At 47.3% G+C, this 24,835-nt stretch carries 21 protein-coding genes; 16 read left to right on the plus strand and 5 right to left on the minus strand.

Annotated elements, in window-relative coordinates; genetic code table 11:
* Positions 1-24 precede the first annotated feature (24 nt).
* The 8 genes from M0415_RS03285 (at position 25) to M0415_RS03320 (ending at position 7,563) form a co-directional block, all read left to right on the plus strand.
* Positions 25-2,250, plus strand: a complete 2,226-nt coding sequence (locus M0415_RS03285) for a TonB-dependent receptor (RefSeq protein WP_249555675.1) — start codon at positions 25-27, stop codon at positions 2,248-2,250.
* A gap of 95 nt (positions 2,251-2,345) precedes the next feature.
* Entirely contained in the window at positions 2,346-2,606 is a 261-nt protein-coding gene (locus M0415_RS03290; protein WP_011626476.1) for a YkoF family thiamine/hydroxymethylpyrimidine-binding protein, read from the plus strand.
* 120 nt (positions 2,607-2,726) lie between these two features.
* Positions 2,727-3,392 (plus strand): nicotinamide riboside transporter PnuC, encoded by a 666-nt coding sequence (gene pnuC / locus M0415_RS03295; protein WP_249555673.1) that lies wholly within the window; start codon positions 2,727-2,729, stop codon positions 3,390-3,392.
* 90 nt (positions 3,393-3,482) lie between these two features.
* Complete coding sequence (locus M0415_RS03300; protein ID WP_249555671.1) at positions 3,483-4,727, plus strand: phosphotransferase; 1,245 nt, start codon at positions 3,483-3,485, stop codon at positions 4,725-4,727.
* A 110-nt stretch (positions 4,728-4,837) separates the two neighbouring features.
* Positions 4,838-5,710: a DUF6279 family lipoprotein gene (locus M0415_RS03305; RefSeq protein WP_249555670.1), complete on the plus strand. Its 873-nt coding sequence runs from the start codon at positions 4,838-4,840 to the stop codon at positions 5,708-5,710.
* A gap of 50 nt (positions 5,711-5,760) precedes the next feature.
* Positions 5,761-6,354 (plus strand): HvfX family Cu-binding RiPP maturation protein, encoded by a 594-nt coding sequence (locus M0415_RS03310; RefSeq protein ID WP_249555668.1) that lies wholly within the window; start codon positions 5,761-5,763, stop codon positions 6,352-6,354.
* Positions 6,355-6,482: 128 nt separating this feature from the next.
* Complete coding sequence (locus M0415_RS03315) at positions 6,483-7,031, plus strand: NAD(P)H nitroreductase (RefSeq protein WP_109285701.1); 549 nt, start codon at positions 6,483-6,485, stop codon at positions 7,029-7,031.
* Between the two features lie 34 nt (positions 7,032-7,065).
* Complete coding sequence (locus M0415_RS03320) at positions 7,066-7,563, plus strand: GNAT family N-acetyltransferase (protein WP_164717868.1); 498 nt, start codon at positions 7,066-7,068, stop codon at positions 7,561-7,563.
* 99 nt (positions 7,564-7,662) lie between these two features.
* On the opposite strand, the gene M0415_RS03325 is transcribed toward M0415_RS03320, so the two are convergent.
* The gene (locus M0415_RS03325) at positions 7,663-9,891 is read right to left on the minus strand and encodes a M3 family metallopeptidase (protein ID WP_249555666.1); all 2,229 of its coding nucleotides are present in this window, start codon (positions 9,889-9,891) and stop codon (positions 7,663-7,665) included.
* Positions 9,892-10,164: 273 nt separating this feature from the next.
* On the opposite strand from M0415_RS03325, the gene M0415_RS03330 reads away from it, so the two are divergent.
* The 4 genes from M0415_RS03330 (at position 10,165) to M0415_RS03345 (ending at position 14,100) form a co-directional block, all read left to right on the plus strand.
* Entirely contained in the window at positions 10,165-11,766 is a 1,602-nt protein-coding gene (locus tag M0415_RS03330) for a dipeptidase (RefSeq protein ID WP_249555664.1), read from the plus strand.
* Positions 11,767-12,526: 760 nt separating this feature from the next.
* On the plus strand, positions 12,527-12,907 hold the full coding sequence (locus M0415_RS03335) for a DUF6896 domain-containing protein (protein WP_249555662.1): 381 nt from the start codon (positions 12,527-12,529) through the stop codon (positions 12,905-12,907).
* 117 nt (positions 12,908-13,024) lie between these two features.
* Positions 13,025-13,558: a hypothetical protein gene (locus tag M0415_RS03340; RefSeq protein ID WP_249555660.1), complete on the plus strand. Its 534-nt coding sequence runs from the start codon at positions 13,025-13,027 to the stop codon at positions 13,556-13,558.
* Positions 13,559-13,668: 110 nt separating this feature from the next.
* The gene (locus M0415_RS03345) at positions 13,669-14,100 is read left to right on the plus strand and encodes an Imm26 family immunity protein (protein WP_249555658.1); all 432 of its coding nucleotides are present in this window, start codon (positions 13,669-13,671) and stop codon (positions 14,098-14,100) included.
* Between the two features lie 252 nt (positions 14,101-14,352).
* Here the strand turns inward: M0415_RS03345 and M0415_RS03350 are convergent, their stop codons facing one another.
* Entirely contained in the window at positions 14,353-14,568 is a 216-nt protein-coding gene (locus tag M0415_RS03350; RefSeq protein ID WP_249555656.1) for a hypothetical protein, read from the minus strand.
* A gap of 355 nt (positions 14,569-14,923) precedes the next feature.
* Here M0415_RS03350 and M0415_RS03355 point away from each other — a divergent pair, with 355 nt between their 5' ends.
* Positions 14,924-17,014 carry a TonB-dependent siderophore receptor gene (locus M0415_RS03355; protein WP_425383157.1) on the plus strand — a complete coding sequence of 697 codons (2,091 nt, stop codon included), beginning with the start codon at positions 14,924-14,926 and terminating at the stop codon, positions 17,012-17,014.
* A 245-nt stretch (positions 17,015-17,259) separates the two neighbouring features.
* Here the strand turns inward: M0415_RS03355 and ggt are convergent, their stop codons facing one another.
* On the minus strand, positions 17,260-18,999 hold the full coding sequence (ggt, locus tag M0415_RS03360; RefSeq protein ID WP_249555652.1) for a gamma-glutamyltransferase: 1,740 nt from the start codon (positions 18,997-18,999) through the stop codon (positions 17,260-17,262).
* Between the two features lie 109 nt (positions 19,000-19,108).
* On the opposite strand from ggt, the gene M0415_RS03365 reads away from it, so the two are divergent.
* On the plus strand, positions 19,109-20,374 hold the full coding sequence (locus tag M0415_RS03365) for a GNAT family N-acetyltransferase (RefSeq protein WP_249555650.1): 1,266 nt from the start codon (positions 19,109-19,111) through the stop codon (positions 20,372-20,374).
* A 112-nt stretch (positions 20,375-20,486) separates the two neighbouring features.
* On the opposite strand, the gene M0415_RS03370 is transcribed toward M0415_RS03365, so the two are convergent.
* Complete coding sequence (locus tag M0415_RS03370) at positions 20,487-21,110, minus strand: LysE family translocator (protein WP_011626464.1); 624 nt, start codon at positions 21,108-21,110, stop codon at positions 20,487-20,489.
* Between the two features lie 254 nt (positions 21,111-21,364).
* Here M0415_RS03370 and M0415_RS03375 point away from each other — a divergent pair, with 254 nt between their 5' ends.
* Together M0415_RS03375 and M0415_RS03380 are read left to right on the plus strand one after the other, a co-directional pair.
* Complete coding sequence (locus M0415_RS03375) at positions 21,365-21,928, plus strand: sugar O-acetyltransferase (RefSeq protein ID WP_249555648.1); 564 nt, start codon at positions 21,365-21,367, stop codon at positions 21,926-21,928.
* A gap of 163 nt (positions 21,929-22,091) precedes the next feature.
* Positions 22,092-23,495, plus strand: a complete 1,404-nt coding sequence (locus M0415_RS03380; RefSeq protein ID WP_249555646.1) for a GGDEF domain-containing protein — start codon at positions 22,092-22,094, stop codon at positions 23,493-23,495.
* 195 nt (positions 23,496-23,690) lie between these two features.
* On the opposite strand, the gene hppD is transcribed toward M0415_RS03380, so the two are convergent.
* Positions 23,691-24,731, minus strand: coding sequence for a 4-hydroxyphenylpyruvate dioxygenase (gene hppD, locus M0415_RS03385; protein WP_011623053.1), 1,041 nt, complete (start codon positions 24,729-24,731; stop codon positions 23,691-23,693).
* Positions 24,732-24,835: the final 104 nt, after the last annotated feature.

Raw genomic sequence — 24,835 nt, forward strand, 5'->3', positions numbered from 1 at the left:
TCTCAAACATGTATTTGAGGTCCTATGTCTAACCAAAAGTTTTACAACAAGTCTTACACCCAAAAGTCTACCAAGGGTTCCATCTTCTCCTTATCGTTAACGCGTGCGCCATTGGCGCTGGCCATTTCGGCAGCCTTGAGTACAGCCGCGTGGGCGCAAACCGATGCTATCGATAAACCAGAGCCTAGCAATGATATGGAAATCATGGTGGTGACGGCGGATTTTCGCAGTGCCAGCTTAGAAAAAATGCCATCGAGCATTACCGTTATCGATGCCCAGCAAATTCAAGATGAAAGTGCCCAGCACTTTGAAGACGTGATGAATTCTATCGCCAACTTCAACTGGTCGGGTGGCAGCTCACGTCCTAAGTATTTTCAGATCCGCGGCGTGGGTGAGCAGGAGCAATATCAGGGTGCACCTAACTCGTCTGTGGGTTATATCATTGATGATATTGATTTATCCGGTATCGGCATGGTGTCGAGCATGTACGATCTGCAACAGGTCGAAGTGTTACGCGGCCCGCAGGGTACCCGCTATGGCGCCAATGCGTTAGCGGGCTTGATTTACCTTAAGAGCAACGACCCGACCGATGTGTTTGAACATGGCGCCGAGGTTTCTTTAGGCAATGATGACCTCCAAACCTTCAGCGGTTTTAGCTCAGGGCCGTTAACCGATTCGGGCAAATTGTTATACCGCGTGTCGCTGCAGCAGCATCAGCAAAACGGTTATCGCGACAATCTCTATTTAAATAAAGAAGATACCAATGGTCGTGATGAATTTACTGGCCGCGCTAAATTACGCTGGTATGCCACCGATAATCTGCAACTCGATTTAACCCTGCTGCATGCCGATTTTGATAACGGCTACGATGCCTGGAGCTTAACCAACGATCCTAAACATACTATTTCGGATCAGCCGGGTGTCGATAGCCAGCGCACCACTGGCGCAGGATTTAAAGCAACTTACTCGGGTGCAGAATCGTTTGAGTTAACCTCGCTGACTTCATTTGCCAATACCGATCATCATTATAGTTACGATGGCGATTGGGCTAACCCTGAGTATTGGGCTGCCAAGCAATGTGAGGATGAGAGCAATCTCGCCCCTTGTCAGTACGATTACTTCTGGGACAAAACCGGTCAGCGTAAGACCTTATCCCAAGAGTTCCGCTTAAGCTCGACCGACCAAGGCCGTATTTTTTCGGGTTCAACCGACTGGTTACTTGGGGTTTATGCGATGAACCTTAAAGAAGATAACCAACTGTATTCTGAATATAATACTTGGCCCGATGAGGTATTAGATTCTGAATATGAAGCAACTAATTACGCCGTATTTGGTCAGTTGGATACGGATTTAGGCGCCGATTATGCCTTGTCTGTGGGACTGCGTGTTGAGCGTCGCAATAGCCATTACTCAGACACCAACAATGACAATTTTGACCCGAGCGAAACCATGTGGGGCGGCCATATTGCGCTGAGCAAAGTGCTGAATGAATCCCATAATGTGTACGCCCGTGTGGCGCGCGGTTACAAGGCGGGCGGTTTTAACATGACCTTGCCAGTCGAACTCAATGATAAAAAAGAGTTTGATACCGAAACGCTATACAACTACGAAATTGGTCTTAAATCCCATTGGTTTGAAGGGCTTATCGATACGAATCTAGCGCTGTTCTATATGGATAGACAGGATCAGCAAGTGGCTGCATCCCAGCAAGATCCGAACAAGCCACAACGCTTTATCCTCTACACTGAAAATGCGGGTAGCTCACACAACTACGGTGCAGAGTTGGACGCCACTTGGTATGCCACCGATAATCTCCAGTTTTACTCAAGCCTAGGTTGGTTAGAGACGGCGTATGGCGATTACCAGTACCAAGATAAATACGGTAGCGCTGTGGATTTAACGGGCCGCGATTTGGCCCATTCACCACACTTAACCTATAGCCTAGGCGGTACCTATCGTGCGAATTCGGGTTGGTTTGCCAACGTCAATATGAGTGGTAAGAGTGAGTTTTACTACTCAGACAGCAACGACTCGCGCTCTGAGCCATACACCATTGTGAATGCGCGTGTAGGTTACGAGGCGAGTGCTTGGTCGGCGTATTTATGGGGCCGCAACCTGTTCGATGAAGAATATGGCGTGCGTGGTTTCTATTTTGGTAATGAGCCGGATAACGGCTGGGCGGAAAAGCAATATATTCGCTACGGCGACCCACGCCAAATTGGGGTCACACTAAACGTTAAGTTTATGTAATCCCATAAGAATGATACATCAGATGTCAGGTTGTGCTCGCTAATAGTGTCACCGCCTGACGATTGCATTATTAGCATTTGACCCTAGGAGTGAAGATGAAACTCACCGCCGAAATTAGCATGTATCCCTTTAATGAAAATTATCTCGACCCGATCAAATGGTTTATCCATCGCTTGGACAGTTATCCAACGATTCAACGTGTTACCAATGCTATGGCGACGCAAGTGTGTGGCGACTATCAAGACGTGATGGCCATGCTGGCGACCGAGATGCAAGCCGCCCATGAAAAATGGGGCAAAGCTGTGTTTGTATGTAAGTTTATTGGTGGTGAGCTGAATTTAGCCCACAGCGAGTAACGCCCTGAGTCAACTTGAGCCCAATGATATTTTAGTAAAGCGCGATGTTTTTAGCTAAAGCACGGTTTTTACGCTAAAGCGAAGTGGTTCAAGCAAGCGATATAGAGTGAGAGTAAGGCAATGACAGAATTATGGTTAACGCTGGTCAATAGTGTTAATGCGGCCCTAGGGGAAGTCCATGTGATGACCGCATGGGAAGCCTTAGCCGTGGTATTGGCCATGGCCTATTTGCTACTGGCCATGAAGGCGAGCGTTTGGTGCTGGGCGGCGGCATTTACCAGCACGGCCATTTACACTGTCTTGTTTTGGAAAGTCGCACTGCTGATGGAGTCGGTGCTGAATATTTATTATATGGCTATGGCACTCTATGGTTACTGGCTCTGGACCCAAGGTGGCGATAAACATCAAGGGGTGAAAGTGACTACTTGGTCGCTGAAAACCCATCTAAAACTGATTGTTGCGACGGGGATTATTTCCCTTGGCGTTGGCCATGGGATGGCAACTTTTACCCAGGCTTCTTTTCCCTATCTTGATGCGGCCACCACTTGTTTTGCGGTGATGACGACCTATTTAGTCGCCAAAAAAGTGTTGGAGAATTGGTTGTATTGGGTGGTTATCGATCTGGTCTCGATTTACCTTTACCTCAGTAAGGGACTGATGCTGACCTCCTTATTATTCGTGCTCTATGTTGGGCTAGCAGTTGTAGGCTATTTCCTCTGGCGCGCCGCCCTTGCCGATAGCCGCAATCCCCATCTGGAGTCGAGCGCCGCAAAGCTACTCGGCTAACGGCGGCAGATATCAATAGATGATGGCCAATACACAAGGGCTGCGAATGCCTAATAACCTATTCAACATGACTCTTGTGGTCTGCCGCTAATGCCGCCCATTGTTGATCAGAACAAGGATACACTGCTTGCGGTATTAGCACAGGCAGGGCTTACTGATATCACGCAAATTCAGCCGTTAGCGGATGGATTAAGTAACCACAACTATCATGTCGAAACGCCGACGGCGCATTATGTCTTGCGTGAAAACGCCAATGCCGCCGATAGCTTTTGTTCGCGGGAGCAAGAGTTGTTCTATTGGCACCATCTTGCCAAGGCAAAGCTTGCCCCCGAGTTGCTGTGGGTGAGTGGCGATCAGCGTTATTACCTAAGCCAGTTTATCTTCGCACAATCTCTCCCAAGCCTTCCTATAGCATCTCAGTTTGCGCCGCTGATGGAGGATATTGAGGGGAGGGAGGAGTTGGTTATCGAAAAGCGTATTGCGGCAAGTGGTATTGATACACTTGAGCAACCCGAGGTGCCACGCAAGCCAAGTATGGCATCACATTATCAAGATCTGAGCTTGCAAGACCTGAGTTTGCAGTACGTAGCCTGGAAAGATCTAGAGTCTCAATGCAGTGCGGCAACCTTTTGCTTGGGTGAAACGCACATTGAGGCTTGGTTGCAATCTCATGCCGATATCAAGCTCGCAGCAGAGCAGCAGGCTTGGTCTCTGTCGGAACGACTCGCTTTGTTAGACTCCTTAACGCCGAATCGCGCCCACAGCCTGTTACTGCAATTGCTGCAACGGCTACGCAAGCAAGCGACAGGGCCGTACCACATCAGTATCACTGAGCAATGGCAGGAATATCACGGGCAGTTGTTAGCCTTTGCCGCAGCGGATAAGGGCGAGGCGTGGCAGAGCCGATTGGCGCAATTACTCAGCATACAAACACAGATCTATGATTGGACGGCGACCTTGGCCGATTGTTTAGTTGAGCCGCAGTTTTGCCATCGCGACTTAAATCCCCATAATCTGCTGCTTAAAGATAACCAGTTGTATTGCATCGACTTTGAGTATGCGACCGCCTCCCATCCGCTGTGTGAACTGGCCGTTGTGCTCGCTACACACCAATTAACGCCTGCGCAGCGGCATCTGTTAGTACGGCAGTATCTGGCCGGGCACCCGGGCTTAACCTCGGATGCCATCAAGGCGATACCCGCCGCCATCGAGATGTACTGGGTGTTTGCCGTATATTGGGCATTATTGATGGCGGCGCACACCCAAGGTGAGCGGCAGCAGGAATACTTCGACTGGTTCGATCATTTCTGGCCACTTATCAGCCACACGTCTTAAGTATTTTGTTTCTCACTGCCTCTGTTTGGTTATGGTTGTTGTGTTAAAAAAATAAACTTTCCATTAACCTCAGTGTCATAGGATGACCAAGGCTGAACGGATGCAAATTGATGAAAAAAGCTGTGTTGTTAGTGGTATTGCTGTTTGGCTTAACGGCCTGCTCGACCAAATTTAGTTACCATTTTCTCGACTGGGCCATAGGTTGGGAGTTGGATGACTATGTCAGCCTTGATAAAAACCAGCAAAAGGTCGTCGATGGACTTATCGACAAGTTTGTGCTTTGGCACCAATCCGAAGAACTCGGTCATTATGTGGCGCAGCTAACCGAAGTTGAGCAGCAGATCCAAACCAATACCTTAACTCCCGCGCTGTGGGCCGAGCATGTCACACTCGCCAAACGGCATTGGTTTCGGTTATTTGAGTTTGCACTGCCGGAAATGTTGCCGATTATCTCATCGTTAACCGATGAACAGGTGAAGCAAATTCTTGCCCAGTCGCGAAATGACGAGCAGGAATTGATTAAGGAATTTGCCGGTAAAACCCCCGAGCAGTTACAGCAGGAGGCCGATGAGAATCTTATCGAGCAATTCGATGACTGGTTAGGTAGCGTAACGGATGAGCAAAAAACGCTTATTCATCAATATAATCAACAGCGACTGTCGACCTTAGATATGTGGCTGGATTACCGCCACGAATGGCTGCGCCAATTTGAAGTTGCCCTTGGACAGCGCAGCGATATTCCGCTGCTGACCGAACGATTGACCCTGCTGATGACGCGCCCTGACGAGCTTAAGTCGGAAAAACACCGCGCCATTTTAAGGCAAAACACCGAAGCCTTCGGCGGCTTGTTACTCACGATCAATGCCAGTCTGTCAGCGAAGCAGTCCAAGCATTTTTATAAAAAGCTGAATAAGCTTATTCAGGATCTTCGTGAATTAAATCAAGAGGGGATCGAAAAAGTGGCAAAAGTCGCGAAAGATTAATCCCTAAGCCAAGGTCTATTGGGCAACTCCATCTAATTCAGAGATTGCCCATGTCCCTTGTTAACCTTTATCAAAAATTCCTCAATGCGAGCCGTTATGGTGAGGGGCTTGCCCCCTTAGCCCTTAGGCTTTATCTCGCGCCAGTGCTAATGCAAGCTGGCTATAACAAACTCGCGCACTTTGAAGACACAGTAGCTTGGTTTGCTAATCCCGATTGGGGATTGGGTTTGCCTATGCCGACGTTAATGGCGGCCTTGGCGGCAGGCACGGAGTTTTTTGGCGCGTGTTTATTACTCGTTGGCTTAGCGACGCGGCTGATCTCTATCCCTTTGATGATAACTATGCTGGTGGCAGCATTCACAGTACATTGGCCCAATGGTTGGTTGGCAATTGCCGATGGCAGTTCATGGCTCGCCAATGAGCGGGTGCTCGAGGCGGGTGATAAGCTGGATAAGGCCAAATCCCTGTTGCAGGAGTACGGCAATTACGATTGGTTGACCAGCTCGGGTAACTTGGTGGTGCTGAATAATGGTATTGAGTTCGCGGCGACCTATTTTATTATGTTGCTGGCACTCTTTAGCCTAGGAGGCGGGCGTTATACCAGTCTCGATTACTTTATCGCGAAGCGTTATAACGTAAAGTAAGCCAAGTGACTTTGCTTGCAACACTTTCAATCCCACCTTTGCGTGGGATTTTTTGTACCTCTTTAGCCGCAATTTGCTATGCTTGAGCCAATTTACACGCACCTATTTTTCAGAACAGGGATAATCACTTGGACGCTATCGAACTTTTACTCACCCGCCAATCCACTCCAAGATTAACCGCGCCTGCGCCCAACGAGCATGAGCTTAAAATCATTTTAGATGCGGCGATTCGAGTGCCAGATCATGGTGCCTTAGCACCGTGGGAATTTATTATTGCCACAGGCCAAGGGTTAGACACCTTAGCAGATATCTATGTTAACGCGGCCAAAGCCAGCGGCGCCGATGAAGATTTTATCAATAAAGCCAAAGGGATGCCGATGCGCGCGCCTATGGTGATTACCGTTGTGGCGAAAACCCAACAGCACCCCAAAGTGCCAGTACTTGAGCAGCAAATCGCAGCGGGCTGCGCCACGATGGCGATGCAGCAAGCGGTATTCGCGCTGGGATTAGGCGCTGTGTGGCGCACTGGGGATTTTGCCTTCGACGCCAACGTGAATGCGGCATTAGGCTTAGCGCCAGAGGATCAAATCGTCGGCTTTTTATACGTGGGCACTCCAGCGGTAGCCGCACCGAAAAAACCGCAAAAGGATGGCAGCCAGTACGCCCGCTACCTTTAACCTAGTTTACCCCCTCTGAATGGGAGTCCTTAGTATGCAAGTTGCCCAAACCCCCAGATTGCTGCTGCGGCAGTTAACGCCCGATGATGCGTCATTTATTTTGGTATTACTCAACACCCAAGGATTTATCGACAATATCGGTGATAAGGGCGTGCGTAGTTTGCAAGATGCCAAGGACTATATCGCTAATGGACCCGCGATTAGCTATCGCGAGCATGGTTTTGGTTTGTTTGCCGTGGTGCTGGCCGAAAATGGTTTTCCGATTGGCATTTGCGGCCTGATTAAACGGCCAACGCTGGCGGATGTGGACTTAGGCTATGCCTTTTTGCCGCAGTATTGGGGTAAAGGTTATGCGTTTGAAGCCGCTAAGGCCTCACTGGAGTTTGGTAAAACCTTAGGGATTGAACGGATTGTCGCGATCGTCAGCCCGCATAATCAGGCCTCTAAGTCGCTGCTGAATAAATTAGGCATGTCGTTTGAAACCCAGTTGCAGCTTACCCCTAACGATGCGCCGGTGGAGCTGTTTAGCTAAGCAGTGGTTTTATGTGCGAGTGAGTGCGTCTACGCGCAATAAAATGGGGAGCTTAGCTCCCCATTTTTATCTCTTTTGCTTTTCCCTTAGGGAATGCGATTACTCCGCTAACAGACCACGACTACGTAGTAGCGGCTCAATGCCAGCTTCTTTACCACGGAAGTTTTTATACATCAGCATAGGGTCGTCACTGCCACCCTTAGACAAGATGTTGTTACGGAAGGCATCGGCCGTCGCTTTATCGAAAATGCCATTTTCTTTAAAGGCTTCAAAGGCATCGGCGCCTAAAATATCTGACCAGAGGTAGCTGTAGTAACCGGCTGAATAACCCCCCGCGAAGATATGCGAGAAGTAAGTGCTGCGGTAACGTGGGCTGATCTCATTAATCAATCCCATGGCGGCTAAGGAGTCGGCCTCAAACTTGGCGGCATCCTTAGGCGTGGTATCGGTTAGGGTGTGCCAATCTAAATCGAGCTTAGTGGCGGCCATATATTCAACGGTCGCAAAGCCTTGGTTGAATTTGCTGGCGGCTTGGATTTTTTTCACCAGTTCCTGCGGGATCACTTCACCAGTTTTGTAGTGCTTCGCAAATTGCGCGAGCACTTCAGGCTGAGTCATCCAGTTTTCGTTGACCTGTGAAGGGAACTCTACATAGTCGCGAGGTACTGCCGTTCCGCCTTGTGAGCGATATTCGACATTGGATAACATGCCGTGGAGCGCATGGCCAAACTCATGGAACAGGGTGCTGGCTTCATCGAAGGTGAGTAACGCTGGCTCATTACCCGCTGGGCGAGGGTAGTTCAACACGTTAACAATAATGGGTTTCGAATCGACACCGTTCATATGGTATTGCTTGCGGAACGAGTTCATCCAGGCGCCGCCGCGTTTGCTATCACGGGTAAAATAGTCACCCATAAAGATGGCCATAAGCTTGCCGTCTTTATCGTACACTTCCCAAGTACGCACCTCGGGGTTGTATTTGGGTAAGTCGGTACGTTCTTTAAAGGTTAAACCATAGAGGCGATTGGCCGTGTAGAACACGCCTTTTAAAGTGCTGTCGAGGGAGAAATAAGGGCGAGTTTGTTGCTCGTTAAAGCTGTACTTCGCAACACGGATTTTGTCGGCGTAGTAATCCCAATCCCAAGCTTGCAGTTTAAACTTGCCGCCTTGGCTATCGATTAACGCCTGCATATCCGCAACTTCGGCCTTGGCTTGGGCAAGGGCTGCTGGCCAGACTTTGTTGAGTAAGCCATAAACATTTTCAGGCGTCTTGGCGGTGCGCTCTTCTAACACAAAATCCGCATGGGTTTTATAGCCCATGAGCTGTGCACGTTCGGCGCGCAGTGCGGCAATTTTTGCCAGAATGACTTTGTTATCATTGGCATTATTGTTGTTACCGCGCTCGATATAACCCTTATAGAGCTTTTCGCGTAGTTCGCGATTATCGGCATAGGTTAAAAACGGCGTGATAGAAGGGCGTGAGGTGGTAAATACCCATTTGCCTTCATGGCCACGCTTTTTCGCGGTTTCGGCGGCAGTGGCAATCACATCGGCGGGTAAACCAGACAGGTCAGCTTGCTTATCAATCACTAGTTCGAAGGCATTGGTTTCGGCTAACAGATTGTCACCAAAGGCTAAGTTAAGCTTGCCGATTTCTTCATTCAGGGCGCGCAGCTTGGTTTTATCCTGCTCGCTGAGGTTAGCACCGCCACGGGTGAACGATTTATAGGTGTCTTCGAGTAATTTGGCCTGCGCCGTATTGAGCTTTAGGCTGCCTTTGCTGTCGTAAACGGCTTTAACACGTTGAAACAGTTTATCGTTCAATAAGATATCGTCTTCGGCAGACGATAACATCGGCGAGACTTCCTTGGAAATCGCTTGCAGCTCAGGAGTGGTATCTGCGCCAGTTAAGTTAAAGAAGACGTTGGATACGCGGGTGACGAGATCGCCAGAAAACTCCATCGCTTCGATGGTGTTGGCGAAGGTAGGTTTGTCTTTGTTATCTACAATCGCTTGAATTTCTTCGTGTTGCTGGGCGATACCCGCCTTAAATGCTGGGAGGAAATGTTCTGGCTTTATCTTGTCGAAGGCCGGAATTTCCATAAACGTATCATAGGGTTTAAAGAAAGGGTTGCTGGCATTTTGGCTGATGATTTGCGCCGACATGGCATTCGGTGCGACTGTCGCCTGCGCCGCAGTATCGCTGTGCTGTGCACTGCAGCCACTTAAGGCGAGGGCGAGTGTGATGGCGCTAAAGGTCAGTTTAATAGCGCCTGGTTTGAGTGTGCGCGCGTTAAGGGCCTGTGATTTTAGGCTTAGTCCCTTCATGTCAATTCCCCGTTAGGTGATTATTATTCTGTTGGATTAATGGTACTGCAGACCATTAATGTTATTTTAAGGTGACTATTTAGCATGTATCCGACTAAGGGTTCCATCGATTTTGTGTTTTGTTTGTAACAAATGGTTAGTCTGCGGTTTTTAACGGAAGAACTATGGCAAACTGAGCCGCGCACTAAGGCAATATTGGGTAAAGGATAAAGCCATTGCTTTGGTGCGTTTTAATGTAAGTCCCTAATCATACAAATAATAAATAGGACCTCTATGGAATTGCCTCAGTTTAACTATACGAGCCTTTGTCGTCGTTTTTCTTATTCCCTATTAGCCGCTGCGCTGTGGACATCGACGCAAGCTGCAGCATCGCCAATCACGCTTAGCCAAGATGCGCTTAAGGTGGCCGATTATGCGGTGAGCACCTATGACGCGCAGATGGTCGAGAGTCTGGCGCATTTAATCAGTTTTAATACCCAAGCGGTGGAAGGGCAAACGCCCGATACCAACCCTGCCTTTATTGGTTTTAAGTCGAGTTTAAAAAGCTTGAGCCAAGAACTCGGACTCGATTATGCCGATCACGGTTATGTGGTGCTGATTGGCCTCGATGCCAATGTTGTCGATGCCCAACGCTCACAGGTTGAGAAATTGGGCATCGTCACCCACGGCGATGTGCAGCCCGCCAATCCCGCGCTCTGGGCCAAAAGCCCCTATGTGCTGGATACCGAGTCTGAACCTGGCAAGCTGATAGGTCGTGGCACCGAAGATGATAAAGGCGCGATTGTCACCGCCATGTATGCGATGAAGGCCATCAAAGATAAACAACTCAAACGGGAAAAACGCATTGAGCTGTTGGTGTATTTAGCCGAAGAGTCCGATTGGGATCCGCTAAAGGCCTTTTTAGCCCATTACACCCCTGCGCAGATGAATATCACCATAGATGCCGAGTATCCTGTGGTTACCGCCGAAAAGGGTTGGAGTAAGATTGGGTTTACTGTACCGAATCTCGAGCCAACGCAGGAGCAGGGCGCGGCAGCGAATGTCCCGAGCCTAACGGCATTCTCAGGCGGTTATTTTGCTAGCCAAGTACCACAGCAAGCCGAGGCGAAAATTCATGCCATCACCCCAAGCTTATTGGCACAGTTACAGTCGAGCGCGGCCAACCAACAGGGGATGAAGTATCGATTCGAGCGAACTTGCGAGCAGGCCGTGTGCGACTTGCATATTTTTGCCGACGGTAAGGCGGCCCATTCCTCCACACCAGAAGATGGGGTGAATGCCGTGACGCATTTGGCCGCGTTACTGCAGCCATATACTTGGCCTAAAACCACGGCGGCTTTAACCGTCGCCGCCATGAATGAGTTAGTGGGGTTGGGGATTTATGCCGAGCAGTTTGGCGAGCTGGCCTATAAAGATGATTTTATGGGCGCTTTAACGCTGGCTCCAACTGTTGTTGCGCAAACGAGTAAAGGGACGGAAGTCACCATTAATTTACGTCGCCCAGTGGGCAAAACGCCTGAGTTACTCTCAGCCCAAGCCAAGGACGCGCTGAACAAATGGCAAGCTGAGCATCAAGTGACACTCATTGATGTGGAAAGTTATTGGGGCGAACCTATGGTGATGAAAGATGCACCGCATCAGCAGACCTTACTCGATGTATTTGCCCACTTTACCGGCATAGCATCTCCCAAACCTGTGGCCATTGGCGGCTCAACCAACAGTAAATTATTCCCCAACGCCTTAAGTTTTGGCCCCGCCATGCCGGGCGTGGAATACACGGGTCACACGGAGAAAGAATTTATTACCCATAAACAGTTTATGCTAAATCTGAAAATGTACACCGCCGCCTTTATTGAGTTAACCGCTGCAAAATAGTGCGTTTTTTAATGTGATTAATTGAAGTTATGGGTGAAATACACAAGAAGGTGAAAGGCGCTGAGTTCACGCCAAGACTCATCGGTTTATAAGATAATGGCGGCTAATCCGAAATAGCCGCCATTACTATTTAATCGTTAAAACAAGATAACAACAGTTCATCTGGCTAAAAGCTTTTGCCCCAAAACTAGTAAGTTTGTCGTCTGGTGTGCAGGATGAATTGTCATTGTTTCCCCTGTGACACGCCATAAACTCCTCCCTGAGGGCTCGACGGCGGCATCCATGCCGCCAACGGTCACAGTTGCAACAATGACAATCTTTACGACCATTGAATAGTTTATCCGGCTAAAAAGCTCATGCCCCTTTCCGTGTTTCGGCTCGTTATCTCAATCGAAAATACCTACTCCAGTTGCCATACAAATTATTATCTATTTACCTATGTTTGGCCTTACCAGAATTCAGCTAATAATGTATGGCTATACAGTCATATTTAAATTTAGGTATTTTGTATGATTTTAAGGTTGGAACAGTGCGCACTAATTCAATCCGCAATAAATAAAACTTCATAAAATCAACTAACTATAGAGACTGAGTTTTAGTTAATAGGTTTGGAAAACGCGCATGCGTGTTTTTCCAGATGGTGTACTTGGCAGAAAGCTGATAAGTTCTTTGCATACAGATAGTTAACTGTGCGCGTTTTCACTGGTCCAACGAGGTAAACGCGCATGCGCACGAAAAAATGTTATGCATTAAGGATGTCATGAGTACGAATCCAATCTCAGCGGTCATTCCATTATGGTATGCCCAGATGAGCTGGGCGAAAGAGCTAATTCGACTTGGATTCGGTCTATCGAAAGCTGAGGACATTCTTTCTAGCGAAAATCGTGGCTGCAAATTAGTGCCAGGAACAGTTTGGTATATTCGAACTCACGGTATCGGTGTAGATGTTTTTAAAACTCCTGATGTTGGAGGGATCGATTTTGATTTTGACAAACCCGACCCAGATCCGTGGCGAATGCAGATCTTTGTTGTGAGGCAAGTAAACGATGGAAACTTGCCTTACGAAAACTACCGTGAATTACTTAATGATGATGAACTAATGAAAAAGGCCATTTCAGAGGCATTGCCGCAAAATGCATAACAAACGCCAGCACATCGCGCCTGCGGCGCTGGACTCGCAACAAGTTGCTAGCCTGTGTGGCGGGCGTTATGTTTCTTCCGTAGTTCACTAGATTTTTTAGAAAAGGATTTGAAGTACATGAAGTTCATCAGGTTTACAACGCTCATATTGGTCGTTGCCATTATCATAGCAGTACTGTCATACGAGAAACTTATCTCAAATATATTACTACCACAGTATATTGACTGGGCATATGAAACTGATAAAAAAGGTTTGGAGTCTGGAATACCTCTTAATGCACAAGAATTGTCTTTAGCAGAAGAAATAGGAATTCAAAACCCCAAAAAAATAAGGATTGTGTATGTGGATGAAGTTCCGTTCCCATACGAAAACTTTGCGCTGAAAACACTAGGTGAAGCACTCGGATTTATTGGTGAAGGCGTTATCAACAATGCTCAAGTGTTCGGATACTCAATTTATGTTCGCAATGGTTATGAATTAAATAGGCCAAAGCTAGCCCATGAATTGGTTCATGTACTTCAAATTGAACGAGGCAATCTCAGCCATATAATAACTCAGCACTTCTCGGAATTAGCAGAATATGGGTACGACAAAGCACCTTTAGAGGTCGAAGCGTTTAAAGCGAATAAAGAATATGCGGCCGATTGGTAACTATGCTTTTAGTAGAAAAACATAACAGTCGCCATCAAAAGCGCGTCCGTTGGGCGCTCGACTCGCACCACGTTGCTCGCGTTTGTGGCGGGCGTTAACAGTACAAAACAATGAGCATCGAATATCCACTCAAACCTAAATCAACAAGCTACCTTGAGCAAGGACAGTTTTGGGCTGTGCCTCTTGAACAAGGTGGTTTTGGCTGCGGCGTGGTACTAGCTAAATTATTGCGTCAAGGTAAAACCGATACACGTTTGTTCTTTGTGGGCCTGTTAGATTGGTTTGGTGAGGCACCGCCAACATTAAGCCAAATCAAAGGTGCTAACATCATCGAAACTGGAGCCGTACATATAAAAAGCATTACTGAAACAGGCAGTGTAATTATTGGCTCTGGTTATAACGTAGTAGGCATTGCAAGAGAAATCGAAAAATCCGATTTCATTAGCACATGGGGTTACAACGTGATTACAAAGCTAGCCGAAAGGTACGTAACAGTTAACAAGTCAAGCAAGCGGGACGACGTAACCAGCACCCTTTCTTGAAGAGTTATCACCATAGAAGTTTTAATCTGCAACTCAAAAATTAGAGTTGGGAATCTAACATGCTTTTGTCCCAAAATGAGCAAGTATCTTCTTTAAAATCGACATCCGAAAATGACAGTTGAAATCAACACAATCCCAACTGTCTCTCGAAGCATTCTTCTGGCTAAAAACTCATTGCGACTATATGGTCTGGCTAAATTAAGTGTGGAATAAATTCAGGTCGGTTAACCGCATTTTAGCTAGAGCAGGCTATTATCCTTGGGGGAGGCTTGGGGCTGTAATGTCTTCTTTTAGCACTAAGACAATCAAAAAAATAACGCCCAATAACGGGAATAATCCCAGTACTGCGCCTAGCATCCCTGTGAGCTTAGGGTTTGTCGTTTTTTTGCGCCCGAGTGAATAACTCAACATGCCGAAAAACATCATGCTAGCTAAGAGCAATAGCAAAATCAGCGATACAATTGACACAATAAATTCCTTTTTAATTCATATGTTAGAGCTTGATAATAAAGAGCGAGTTAAGGCTGAGTCAATCTTATTTATCATGATTGAGTGCTATGGCGGTGGGTAATTGGCCAGTTTTACCACTTACTTAGTGAATCCTAAAGAACCATAAAACAGACGATATCGAATAAATCTGGATGGCGATGCTACTAAGCCATGCAACATCGACCAACAATGAGGACTCGCCTTTAGCATGTGATGCTCCCGACATTTTTACAAACTTTGAGTGTAAATGTAATGAGAATTGTTATCATTCTTGTGTATTGATAATTATTTTCAATTAAAATGCATCTCTCAAAAACAATGATGGGGAATCATGATGCAAAAAACGCTGTTAGCGACACTCATTGCGAGTTTTTTATTCGTACCAGGCACCTATGCCAGTGAGGACAAGTCCGCGACCAATATTGAGGTCATTAGTATCAAGGGGAGTCGATTAGATAAGGCCGCAACGGCAACAGGTTTACCCTTAACTCTTAGGGAAACTCCGCAATCCGTTACCATTATCGATCAAGAGTTTATTCAGAGTTTCTCACTGGATAGTGTTGCCGATTTAATGTTTTTAACCCCAGGGGTTTATGCTCAAAAAGCTGAAACTAATCGCTATTTCTTTAGCTCCCGCGGAAATCCCATTACTAATTTTCAGTTTGATGGCGTGCCCGTTAACTATTCGAGTTTCTTTAATGACGCTTCAACTGACACCATATTATTTGATCGCGTAGAGGTTGTTCGTGGTGCAACCGGACTCTTAACGGGGGCGGGTGAACCATCGGCGGCCATTAACCTTATCCGTAAACGGCCTAAATCTGCGCCTGGTGGTTATGTCAGCGCAAAAGTCGGTTCATGGGATAGTTACCGAGTTGAAGGCGATGCCTCTGTTGATGTGACAGATAGTGGTGCTGTGCAGGCTCGTTTTGCTGCTGCCTATGAAAAATCAGATAGTTACATTGATCTTGCCGAAGATGAAAACCTCCAAATTTATGGTGTTATAACGGCAAAACTCGGTGACAATACCTTATTTACCCTAGGTGCCGATTACAGTGATCGTGATCCAAAAGGCTCAACTTGGGGTGGTATCCCGCTATTTTATGCCGATGGCAGCTTAGCCAATGATTTACCTCGCTCGACCACAACGGCTGCCTCTTGGTCGAGTTGGCAACGGAATGGCGCGAATGTCTTTGCCACGCTTGAACATGATTTTGATAATAATTGGGACCTTAAATTTGACGTCGAACATCGTGAAGATGAGATGGACGGCCACTTGCTGTATCTCTATGGTGCGCCAGATAAAACGACTGGCTTAGGTATGAAATCATCGGCGATGATCTACCAATCGACACGTAAACAAGATGCCGCACGACTATTTGCCTCAGGGCCATTTGAGCTCTTTGGCCGCGAGCATAAATTGACTGCGGGTTTATTGTATTCTAAGCAAGATACGACTGCAGATTCCTATTATCCATTGAATAGTTTAAGTATTGGTAACTTCTTCGAATGGGATGGCTCAATTGCCGAACCTAATTATCCGTCGACGCCAATCTATCAGGAAGGTGAGGAAACTCAAAAGGGGGCCTATCTCGCGACCCAAATTAATTTACATGATCAATGGATGTTGTTACTGGGTGGCCGCATTAGCCAATATAAATTTGAATCAAACGCGGCTGATGACTACAACAATAGCGATGTTTTTACACCTTATGCTGGCCTGATATACAACCTGAACGATAGCATCTCGATTTACACCAGTTATACCGAAATATTTTTACCGCAAGACGCAAGGGACGCGAACAATAAGCGCTTAGATCCGATGACGGGGAACAATATTGAATTGGGGGCAAAAGGGGATTTCTTCGATGAGAAACTGACCGCCAGTGTTGCCGTATTTAAAGTGCAAAAAGAAAATGTGGCAGAACCCGATGATGGCGCACTTCCCTTACCAGGTGGCAGTTATCCTATGCATTTGGTAGATGGAACCAGTAACCAAGGTTATGAAGTTGAGCTAAACGGTAAACCAACAGAAAATTGGGATCTGTTTTTCAGCTATACCTATAGCAAATCAGAAGATCAGGATGGAGCAGCTTTTAGCACTCATTTACCTAAAGATCTGGTGCGTTTATCCTCACTTTATCACTTTGATGGTGCACTCGCGGATTTAACCGTTGGCGGTAACTTAAGTTGGCAGAGTAAAATTTACAAAGATAAAGCGGGTCCTAATGGCGAGCGCTCCGAGCAAGACAGCTATTACCTAGTCAACCTGATGACAAGCTATCAACTGACGGATGATGCTAAAGTTCAGCTTAATATCAATAACTTATTTGATAAAAAATATTACTCCAGCATTGATTTTTACAATCAAGGTTTCTTCGGTGAACCTCGAAAGATTGAGTTAAGCCTAAGCTACAACTTTTAAATACTCTTCCCTGTAAGCTAAAGCCGTGTCCAATAAGACACGGCTTTAGCATCACTCAGTGATAGGAGATTAGTGAATATAACGCCCGGCATTTGCTAATAATCTGCTTTTGTCGTTTGCTTGACTCTTACTGAGAGAGTCAATATCCACTGCTTAGCTTGAATGCTCAATATCGAGCAGCTTGGCAATCAGCCTTATCACTCCTATCCAACCTTTTTACATAACGCTTGTATGCCAATCAGCGATTAGTAACCGACGGCTTCGCTACCCGAATGACGGGGATCGGTGGCACCAAAAATCCCTTGGTCCGTTACCATAATGGATTGGGTGCTGCCCATGGCCGATTGCACTTTCACCTTATGGCCTTTGGCTTCGAGTAACGAAATGGTATCGCGGTTCAGGCTGGTTTCGACCCTAAGTTCATCGGGTAGCCATTGGTGGTGTACCCGCGCTGCATTGCTGGCTTCGGCAATGTTTAAGCCGTGGTCAATCACATTCATAATGATTTGCAGCGTGGTGGTAATGATGCGTGAACCGCCTGGGCTGCCTGTCACTAAGAAAGGTTTGCCGTCTTTCATCACTATGGTGGGGCTCATTGAACTCAACGGACGTTTATTACCTTCCACCGCGTTGGCATCGCCACCCACTAAGCCGTAACCGTTAGGCGTGCCGGGTTTAGCGGAAAAATCATCCATTTCGTTATTGAGTAAAATCCCCGTGCCTTTGGCGACTAAACCCGAGCCGTAACTGAAGTTTAAGGTGTAAGTGTTAGACACCGCATTGCCCCATTTATCGACCACCGAGAAGTGGGTGGTTTGGTCACTCTCATAGGGCGCTAGATTACCGGGTTTGATTTCGGTACTAGGTGTGGTTTTATTTAGCGCAATTTGGCTGGCAATCTTTTGGGCGTAGTCTTTATTGGTTAACTGCTTGACGGGCACCTTATAAAAATCGGGATCGCCTAAATACTCGCTGCGATCGGCGTAGGCATGCTTCATGGTTTCGGCCATCACATGAATCGTTTGCGCCGTGTTGTGGCCAAATTGATCGATTGGGAACTGCTGCAACACATTAAGCATTTCGATAATGTGCACGCCGCCCGAGGATGGCGGTGGCATAGAAACCACCTCATATCCACGGTATTGACCACGAACGGGTTCACGCTCGACGGTTTTGTAGTGTTGTAAATCTGCTAAGGTCATGATGCCGCCAGCGTCTTGCACGGCCTTAACCAGTTTCTCTGCGGTTTCACCTTCGTAGAACCCTTTAGTGCCTTTCTCGGCGATAAGTTGCAGGGAGTGGGCAAGTTCTGGCTGCTTTAAAATATCATCCACTTGGTAGTCGCTACCGTCGGCCTTATAGAAGATGGCTGCCGTGCTTGGCCATTGGCTCATTCGGCGCTTTAAGCCTGCAAGGGATACCGCCAGATCTGGGGTAACGCTAATGCCTTCCTGCGCCATTTTGATGGCGGGCGCTGTGACTTGCGCCATGGTCATAGTGCCATATTTTTCAAGGGCTAAACTCATGCCCATCACAGTGCCTGGGACGCCGACAGCCAGACCATGTTCACGGCTTAATTTAGTTACCGCATCGCCATTCTCATCGAGGAATATGTCTTTTTTCGCCTTTGATGGCGCCATTTCACGGTAATCGATGGCGATGGTTTTGTTTTCTTTGGCCAGATGGACAAGCATAAAGCCACCGCCACCAATATTGCCCGCGCGGGGGAGCGTGACGGCTAAACTGAATGCGACCGCCACCGCAGCATCGACGGCATTACCGCCTTGCTTCAAAATTTCGATGCCAGTGCGGCTGGCCAGCGCTTCTTGGCTGGCGACCATACCATGTTTTGCCCATACGGGTTGTGCCGTGGCCATTTGGCTGAAAATCGAAGGCTCTTCGGCATGGAGAGTGGGCGAAGACAACAAAGGCAATGCCATGGCGATAGCGAGAATAAGAGGTCTAAAAGTTCCTGCGCGGCGCATATTCAATCCTGAATTTATTTTCATTTTGGCTATGCAATGTGCCGAGAATTAGGCTTAATTGCAACCTTGGATCTTTGCTTAGTGTGTTTAACGGATAAGAATTCAACGAATGAGACAACTGATATTGGCCTTTGCCAGCGCGGTGCAGAGTATTGACGCTAACAGCTGGGACCGATTGATGGGGACGGATAATCCCTTCTGCCAGCATGCCTATTTACTCAGCTTAGAGCAGAGCTTGTCGGCCTGTGCCGCGACGGGCTGGCGGCCACATCATTTAGGTGTGTTCGACGCAACTGACAGTGAATTTGCACAAGAATTAGCGCCAGATGCCGTTATTTTTAGCCAAAAGGATGTCGCAGATTTTATGGATTTACCCCTGCTGGCATTGATGCCGCTTTATCAAAAATCCCACTCCTACGGCGAATACGTGTTTGATTGGGCATGGGCGCAGGCCTATGAGCGCCATGGTTTTGAATATTATCCTAAATTGTTAAATGCCATTCCGTTTACACCGGTGCAGGGGCGGCGGTTGGGGCTATCGCCTACGCTTTCGGCTGCGGAGGTCAAGCTGCTAAGTCGCGCCGTATTTACGTGCTTAAATGAGCAATTTGTGACCGTGGATGCGCCAATGTCCTCTTGGCATTGCTTATTTGTCTCGCCTTCGCAGCAAGCGCTATTTACTGAGGCATCCAATCCCACTTCCCTTAAGCGTTTAAGCACCCAGTTCCATTGGCATAATCGTGGCTATGCAGATTTTGACGCGTTTTTAGCGGCGCTCACCTCCCGTAAGCGTAAAAACATCCTTAAGGAGCGTGCCCAGCTACAGCCCTATGGCTTGCACTATGAGTTTGTCGCGGGAGCGGATATTAGCCGTGAGCAATGGCAGCATTTTATTGAATGTTATCAATTAACCTACCTTAAACGCTCCGGCCATCGTGGCTATTTAACCCCAACATTTTTTAACATGATTGCCGAGCGGTTGGCTGAGCAAATTGTCTTGCTCGTCGTAAGTGATGCGAAAGGGCAGATGTTAGCGGGCGCGCTGTATTTTACGGGCCGCAACGAGCAAGGGCAGACATGTCTGTTTGGTCGTTATTGGGGCAGCATTGTCGAGCTTGAGGGATTACACTTTGAGGCCTGTTATTATCAGGGTATTGAATACTGTATCGCCCATGGGATTGATATCTTTGATGCCGGCGCTCAGGGCGAACATAAAGTGCTGCGCGGCTTCGAGCCTGTGGCGCTTTATTCCTACCACAATATTGCTCATCCCGACTTTAAGCGAGCCATAGCACATTTTACCGAGGAGGAAGCTGCACAAATGGAAGTGTATATGCAGCAGATGCGCGAGGTGTTGCCCTATAAAAAGGGCTAATAACCACCATAAACGTAGAGCGTTGCGTCAACAAATACGTTGGCGCGACGCGAATGGGTCTACACAAAAGAGTGATGTACTAAGCACATATCACTCAAGACAGCATGTTTAACTAGCTCACCGCTAACCAAATGCCAACGCCAATCATAAGGCTGCCGGCGATACGATTTAGCCAACGAATATTATCGCCACGACTTAAAAATATCCTCAGACTCTTACCGCCACTGGCGTAGGCCAACATAGAAGTAAACTCTGTCACCATAATAATGCTAAGTAGGGCTAGGAGCTGCGGCGCAACCTCGCGCTCGGCATTAATAAATGGCGGTAATAGCGACACCATAAACGCCCAACCCTTAGGGTTAGCAATGGCGGTAATAAACCCCTGTGAAATCAGCGTAAAGTTACTGGCTCTTGGGTTAGTGTCATCATCGCTGAGCATGGCCATCTTGCCTCGGGCGCGCCACATCTGTACGCCGATATAGCCTAAGTAAATGCCACCAACCCATTTAAATACCTGAAAAACCTCAGGGTAGTTAAGCATGATACTCGCCACCCCCATGACAGCAGCGGTAGCGACCAAGGCAACCCCAACAAGCTCACCGAGCATCATCCACAGGGTACGGCGCACACCAATGCTCATCCCGAGCGTCATGGCAAGTGTCATACACATCCCCGGGGTGATAGAAACAAAGAAAAAGGTCGGGATAAACACTGCGAGTAAGGCAAAATCTGGCATGGTCTAAACGGTCTACTAGAAGAGTGAAGGAACGCTAGTGTAATGAAAATGAGAGAGTTAGCCAATCGGCTTGAATGAGCGGAGCTAATTTTCATCGTGTTTGAAGGCATTGTTTGCTGACGTTAGCTTGGCTGGATGTAAAACCGTACAACAATTGATGCAAAAAAAGCATCGGATTTGTTGTTGCGCTTGAATTATTGATAGTCGATTGTTAGGGTTGCGTCATTATAACAAGGGTTAAATGTTGAACTTAGATGACAGAAAAGCAAAAAATGTTGGCGGGGGAAGCCTATCAAGCCTCCGATGAAACCTTAGTCGCCGAAAGAATGCGAGCTAAATTACTCTGTCATCGATTTAATCATGCCGATCCCACACAGCTTGAGGCGCGCATGGCCCACTTGCGTGAGCTACTCAATGTGCCTAGTTGTGCCCATATCGAGCCTAACTTCTTTTGTGATTACGGCTATAACATCCAAATTGGCCAGCAATTTTATGCGAATCACAACTTAACCATACTCGACGTTTGTCAGGTCACGATTGGCAACCATGTGATGTTTGGGCCTAATGTACTGATTTCTACTGCGACCCATCCTATTGATCCCATTGCTCGTCTTACAACAGAATTTGGTAAGCCTATTCATATTGGTCACCATGTGTGGCTCGGCGGTAATGTCAGTGTATTGCCCGGTGTCACCATTGGCGATAACTGTGTGATTGGCGCGGGCAGTGTGGTGAATAAAGATATTCCAGCCAATAGTGTGGCTGTGGGTAATCCTTGCAGGGTGATTAAGCAAATCACTGTTTCTAATGCGTACTGAAGATCAATCCTACAGGGCTTTTGGTCGCTGAGGTTAAAGCCGTCGCCGAGTTTATATGTAAACTTGGTTGTACTGCCATTTAATGCACATGGCATAAGCTTTAATAGCGACCCAATAAACCTTTTAATTTTATGCGTTAGCGCTCTTTGAGGTTGATTACCGATTGAAGACACTTTTTTCGCCTTTGTTGCCAGCAAGACAAAGCCATATCGCACTGCTGTGCGCAGGCATTATCTATTGGCTAACTGGCGCCTTAGGCCAAACGTTATTTAGCTTGCAACCTGAGAATATCACCTTGATTTGGCTGCCCTCCGGCATTGCCTTGGTGATGTTACTCATGTGGGGGCGTAAGGCATTGATGCTGATATTCCTCGGCAGTTTTACTTTGAATTTTCAAGGCATGTTGCAACAGGACTCCCTCGGTCTTTCGCTGCTGCATACTTCAATTGCCGCGTTAAGCGATATGCTCGCGCCTGCGATGTCGATGTTGTTACTCAGACGCTTCTTGCCACAGGGGACGGGAAGTGCGAATGACTTGATGAAGTTTGTGGTGGTCGCAGGCATCATCCCCATTTTCGGCTCCAGCGCATTGTTATCCGCTAACTTAGTGCTTGGCGGTTATATTTTACCCAGCGCGTTTTGGAGTATGGGGCAAATGTTTTTCTTTGCCGATATTCTGGGAATAGTGTTGGTGTATCAGCTGTATGCCGGATGGGTGGAACCCAATGTGCTAAGCATAGCCAAAACCCGCTATATCCTTCTGCCCTTGATTGGCTTGCCACTGTTTTGTTTGGTGGGGGTTAAGTTTGATCTGGGCTGGTTGTTTTATGTGATCCCGCCGCTATTGGTTGTGCTCTCCTTTGAGGTCACGCGTTTTTACCTCGCGCTGTTTAGCAGCGCCTCCATGCTGTTTATGATTTTAGCGACAGCTCAGGGTTATGGTCCGTTTATCAATGCCACGCCATATCAAACCAATGCGGAGATGATGGCTTTTGTGTTGTCATCGGCATTAACGATTTTTGGGGTGTCGTTACAGCGGGCACAGCTGCGCCGAACCGAGAGAGATAAGCAAACTGCGGTGCAAGAGGCGCTCTATGATCCCTTGTCGGGGCTACTGAATCGCCGCGGCTTTATGCCACAGCTGACAAATCTTAACGGCCCGACAGTGCGTTATTCGGTCGCTATGTTGGATCTCGATAACTTTAAGATGATTAACGACACCTATGGTCACAGTGTGGGCGATAGGGTTATCCAGCTGTTGGCGCAGTTGATACACAATCACAGCCGTAGCCAAGATATTGCCGCGCGCCTAGGCGGTGAAGAGTTCGCCCTTGTGCTTAGGGATATTGATGCTGAGCAGGTGTATCCCGTGCTTGAACGTATTCGAAAATCCTTTGCAGAGATGTCGATAGCAGCCGAGGAGCACACGATTTACTGCACTGTGAGCATTGGTTGGGTGGAGTATCAACAAGGTATCACTGGCGAGTCGTTGCTGCATTTGGCGGATAAGGCTTTGTATCAAGCCAAGGCACAGGGCAAAAATACGATTGTAAAGTATCACGCTTAAGGACCACACCAAGAAGCTTTGTTCGAAAGTGCGATGCTCCAGCGTACTGTAAGGGGCGATACTCAAAAGGTAATGTCGAAAGACAATAATCGAAAGGCCATACGCGAAGCGTGACAAACAACGGGTCACTATAGGGCATAAAAAAACGGTACGCAGTGTGTACCGTTTTTGTTTCTTATGCATTAATGGCTGCGATTACAGTACGCCGCGGCGCATTTGGTCACGTTCAATCGATTGGAACAGGGCGGTGAAGTTACCTTCACCAAAACCTAAGTTGTTCTTACGTTGAATGATTTCGATAAAGATCGGGCCAAACAGGTTCTTAGTGAAGATCTGCAATAAATAGCCTGACTCGTCGCCGTCCACCAAAATTTGGTGATGCTTGATACGCTCACGGTTTTCGGTCACTTGTGGGACTTTATCGAAAATGGTGTCGTAATATTCAGGAATAATATCCAAGCATTGAATCGAGCTACCTTCCATCGCATCTAAGGATTTAACGATATCACGGCTTCTAAAGGCTAAGTGTTGTACGCCTGGACCGTTGTATTCCTTCAGGTATTCATCGATTTGGTTCTTATCGTTGCCTTTACCTTCGTTAATTGGGATACAGAAGCTGCCATCGGGTGAGCGCAGGGCGTAAGACACCAGTGCGGTTTGTACGCCGCTGATGTCGAAGTAGCGCACTTCGGTAAAACCAAAGATGTTTTTGTAGAAGTTAGCCCAATGTTCCATGGTGCCTTTGTAGACGTTATTGGTTAAGTGGTCTACTTCGACAAAGCCTTTCTCTTGGGTGATCACAGGCTCACTTAAATCTTCAAAGTCAGTGGCATAGATATTGTTGTCGGCACCGAAGGTGTCGATAAAATAAATTAAGCTGTCACCAATACCATAAATGGCTGGATAAGGCAGATCCTTGGCCGAATCGGCTACGGCTTTGGCGCCGCGCTCTACCGCCACACGGTGAGCAAAGCTGGCATCTTCTACGCGCCAGCCCATAGAGCTAATGGCAGGGCCGTGGGATTTGGCAAATTCTGCCGAAAATCCTTCGCGCTCGTTGTTAAGCAGGAAGTTAATGTCATTTTGTTTGTAGTACAAAATGTCTTTATTTTTGGCTTTTTTCAGCAGTGAAAAACCAAAGTCGATAAACACTTTGTGCATAAAATCGCTATCGGGGCTGGCAAATTCGGTAAATTCGATACCGAGTAAGCCCAGTGGATTGAGTTCGCTTGCCATGATCTGTTCCTCTTGATTAATTCAACACGCAGTCACTCTTTTTGCCTTGTTCGCTGTGGTGACTTACGGCTAGTAGGCTTAGTTAAGCCATTCACTCATGCTGC

The organism is Shewanella sp. 10B (genome assembly GCF_023475885.1).
GTDB lineage: Bacteria > Pseudomonadota > Gammaproteobacteria > Enterobacterales > Shewanellaceae > Shewanella > Shewanella mangrovisoli.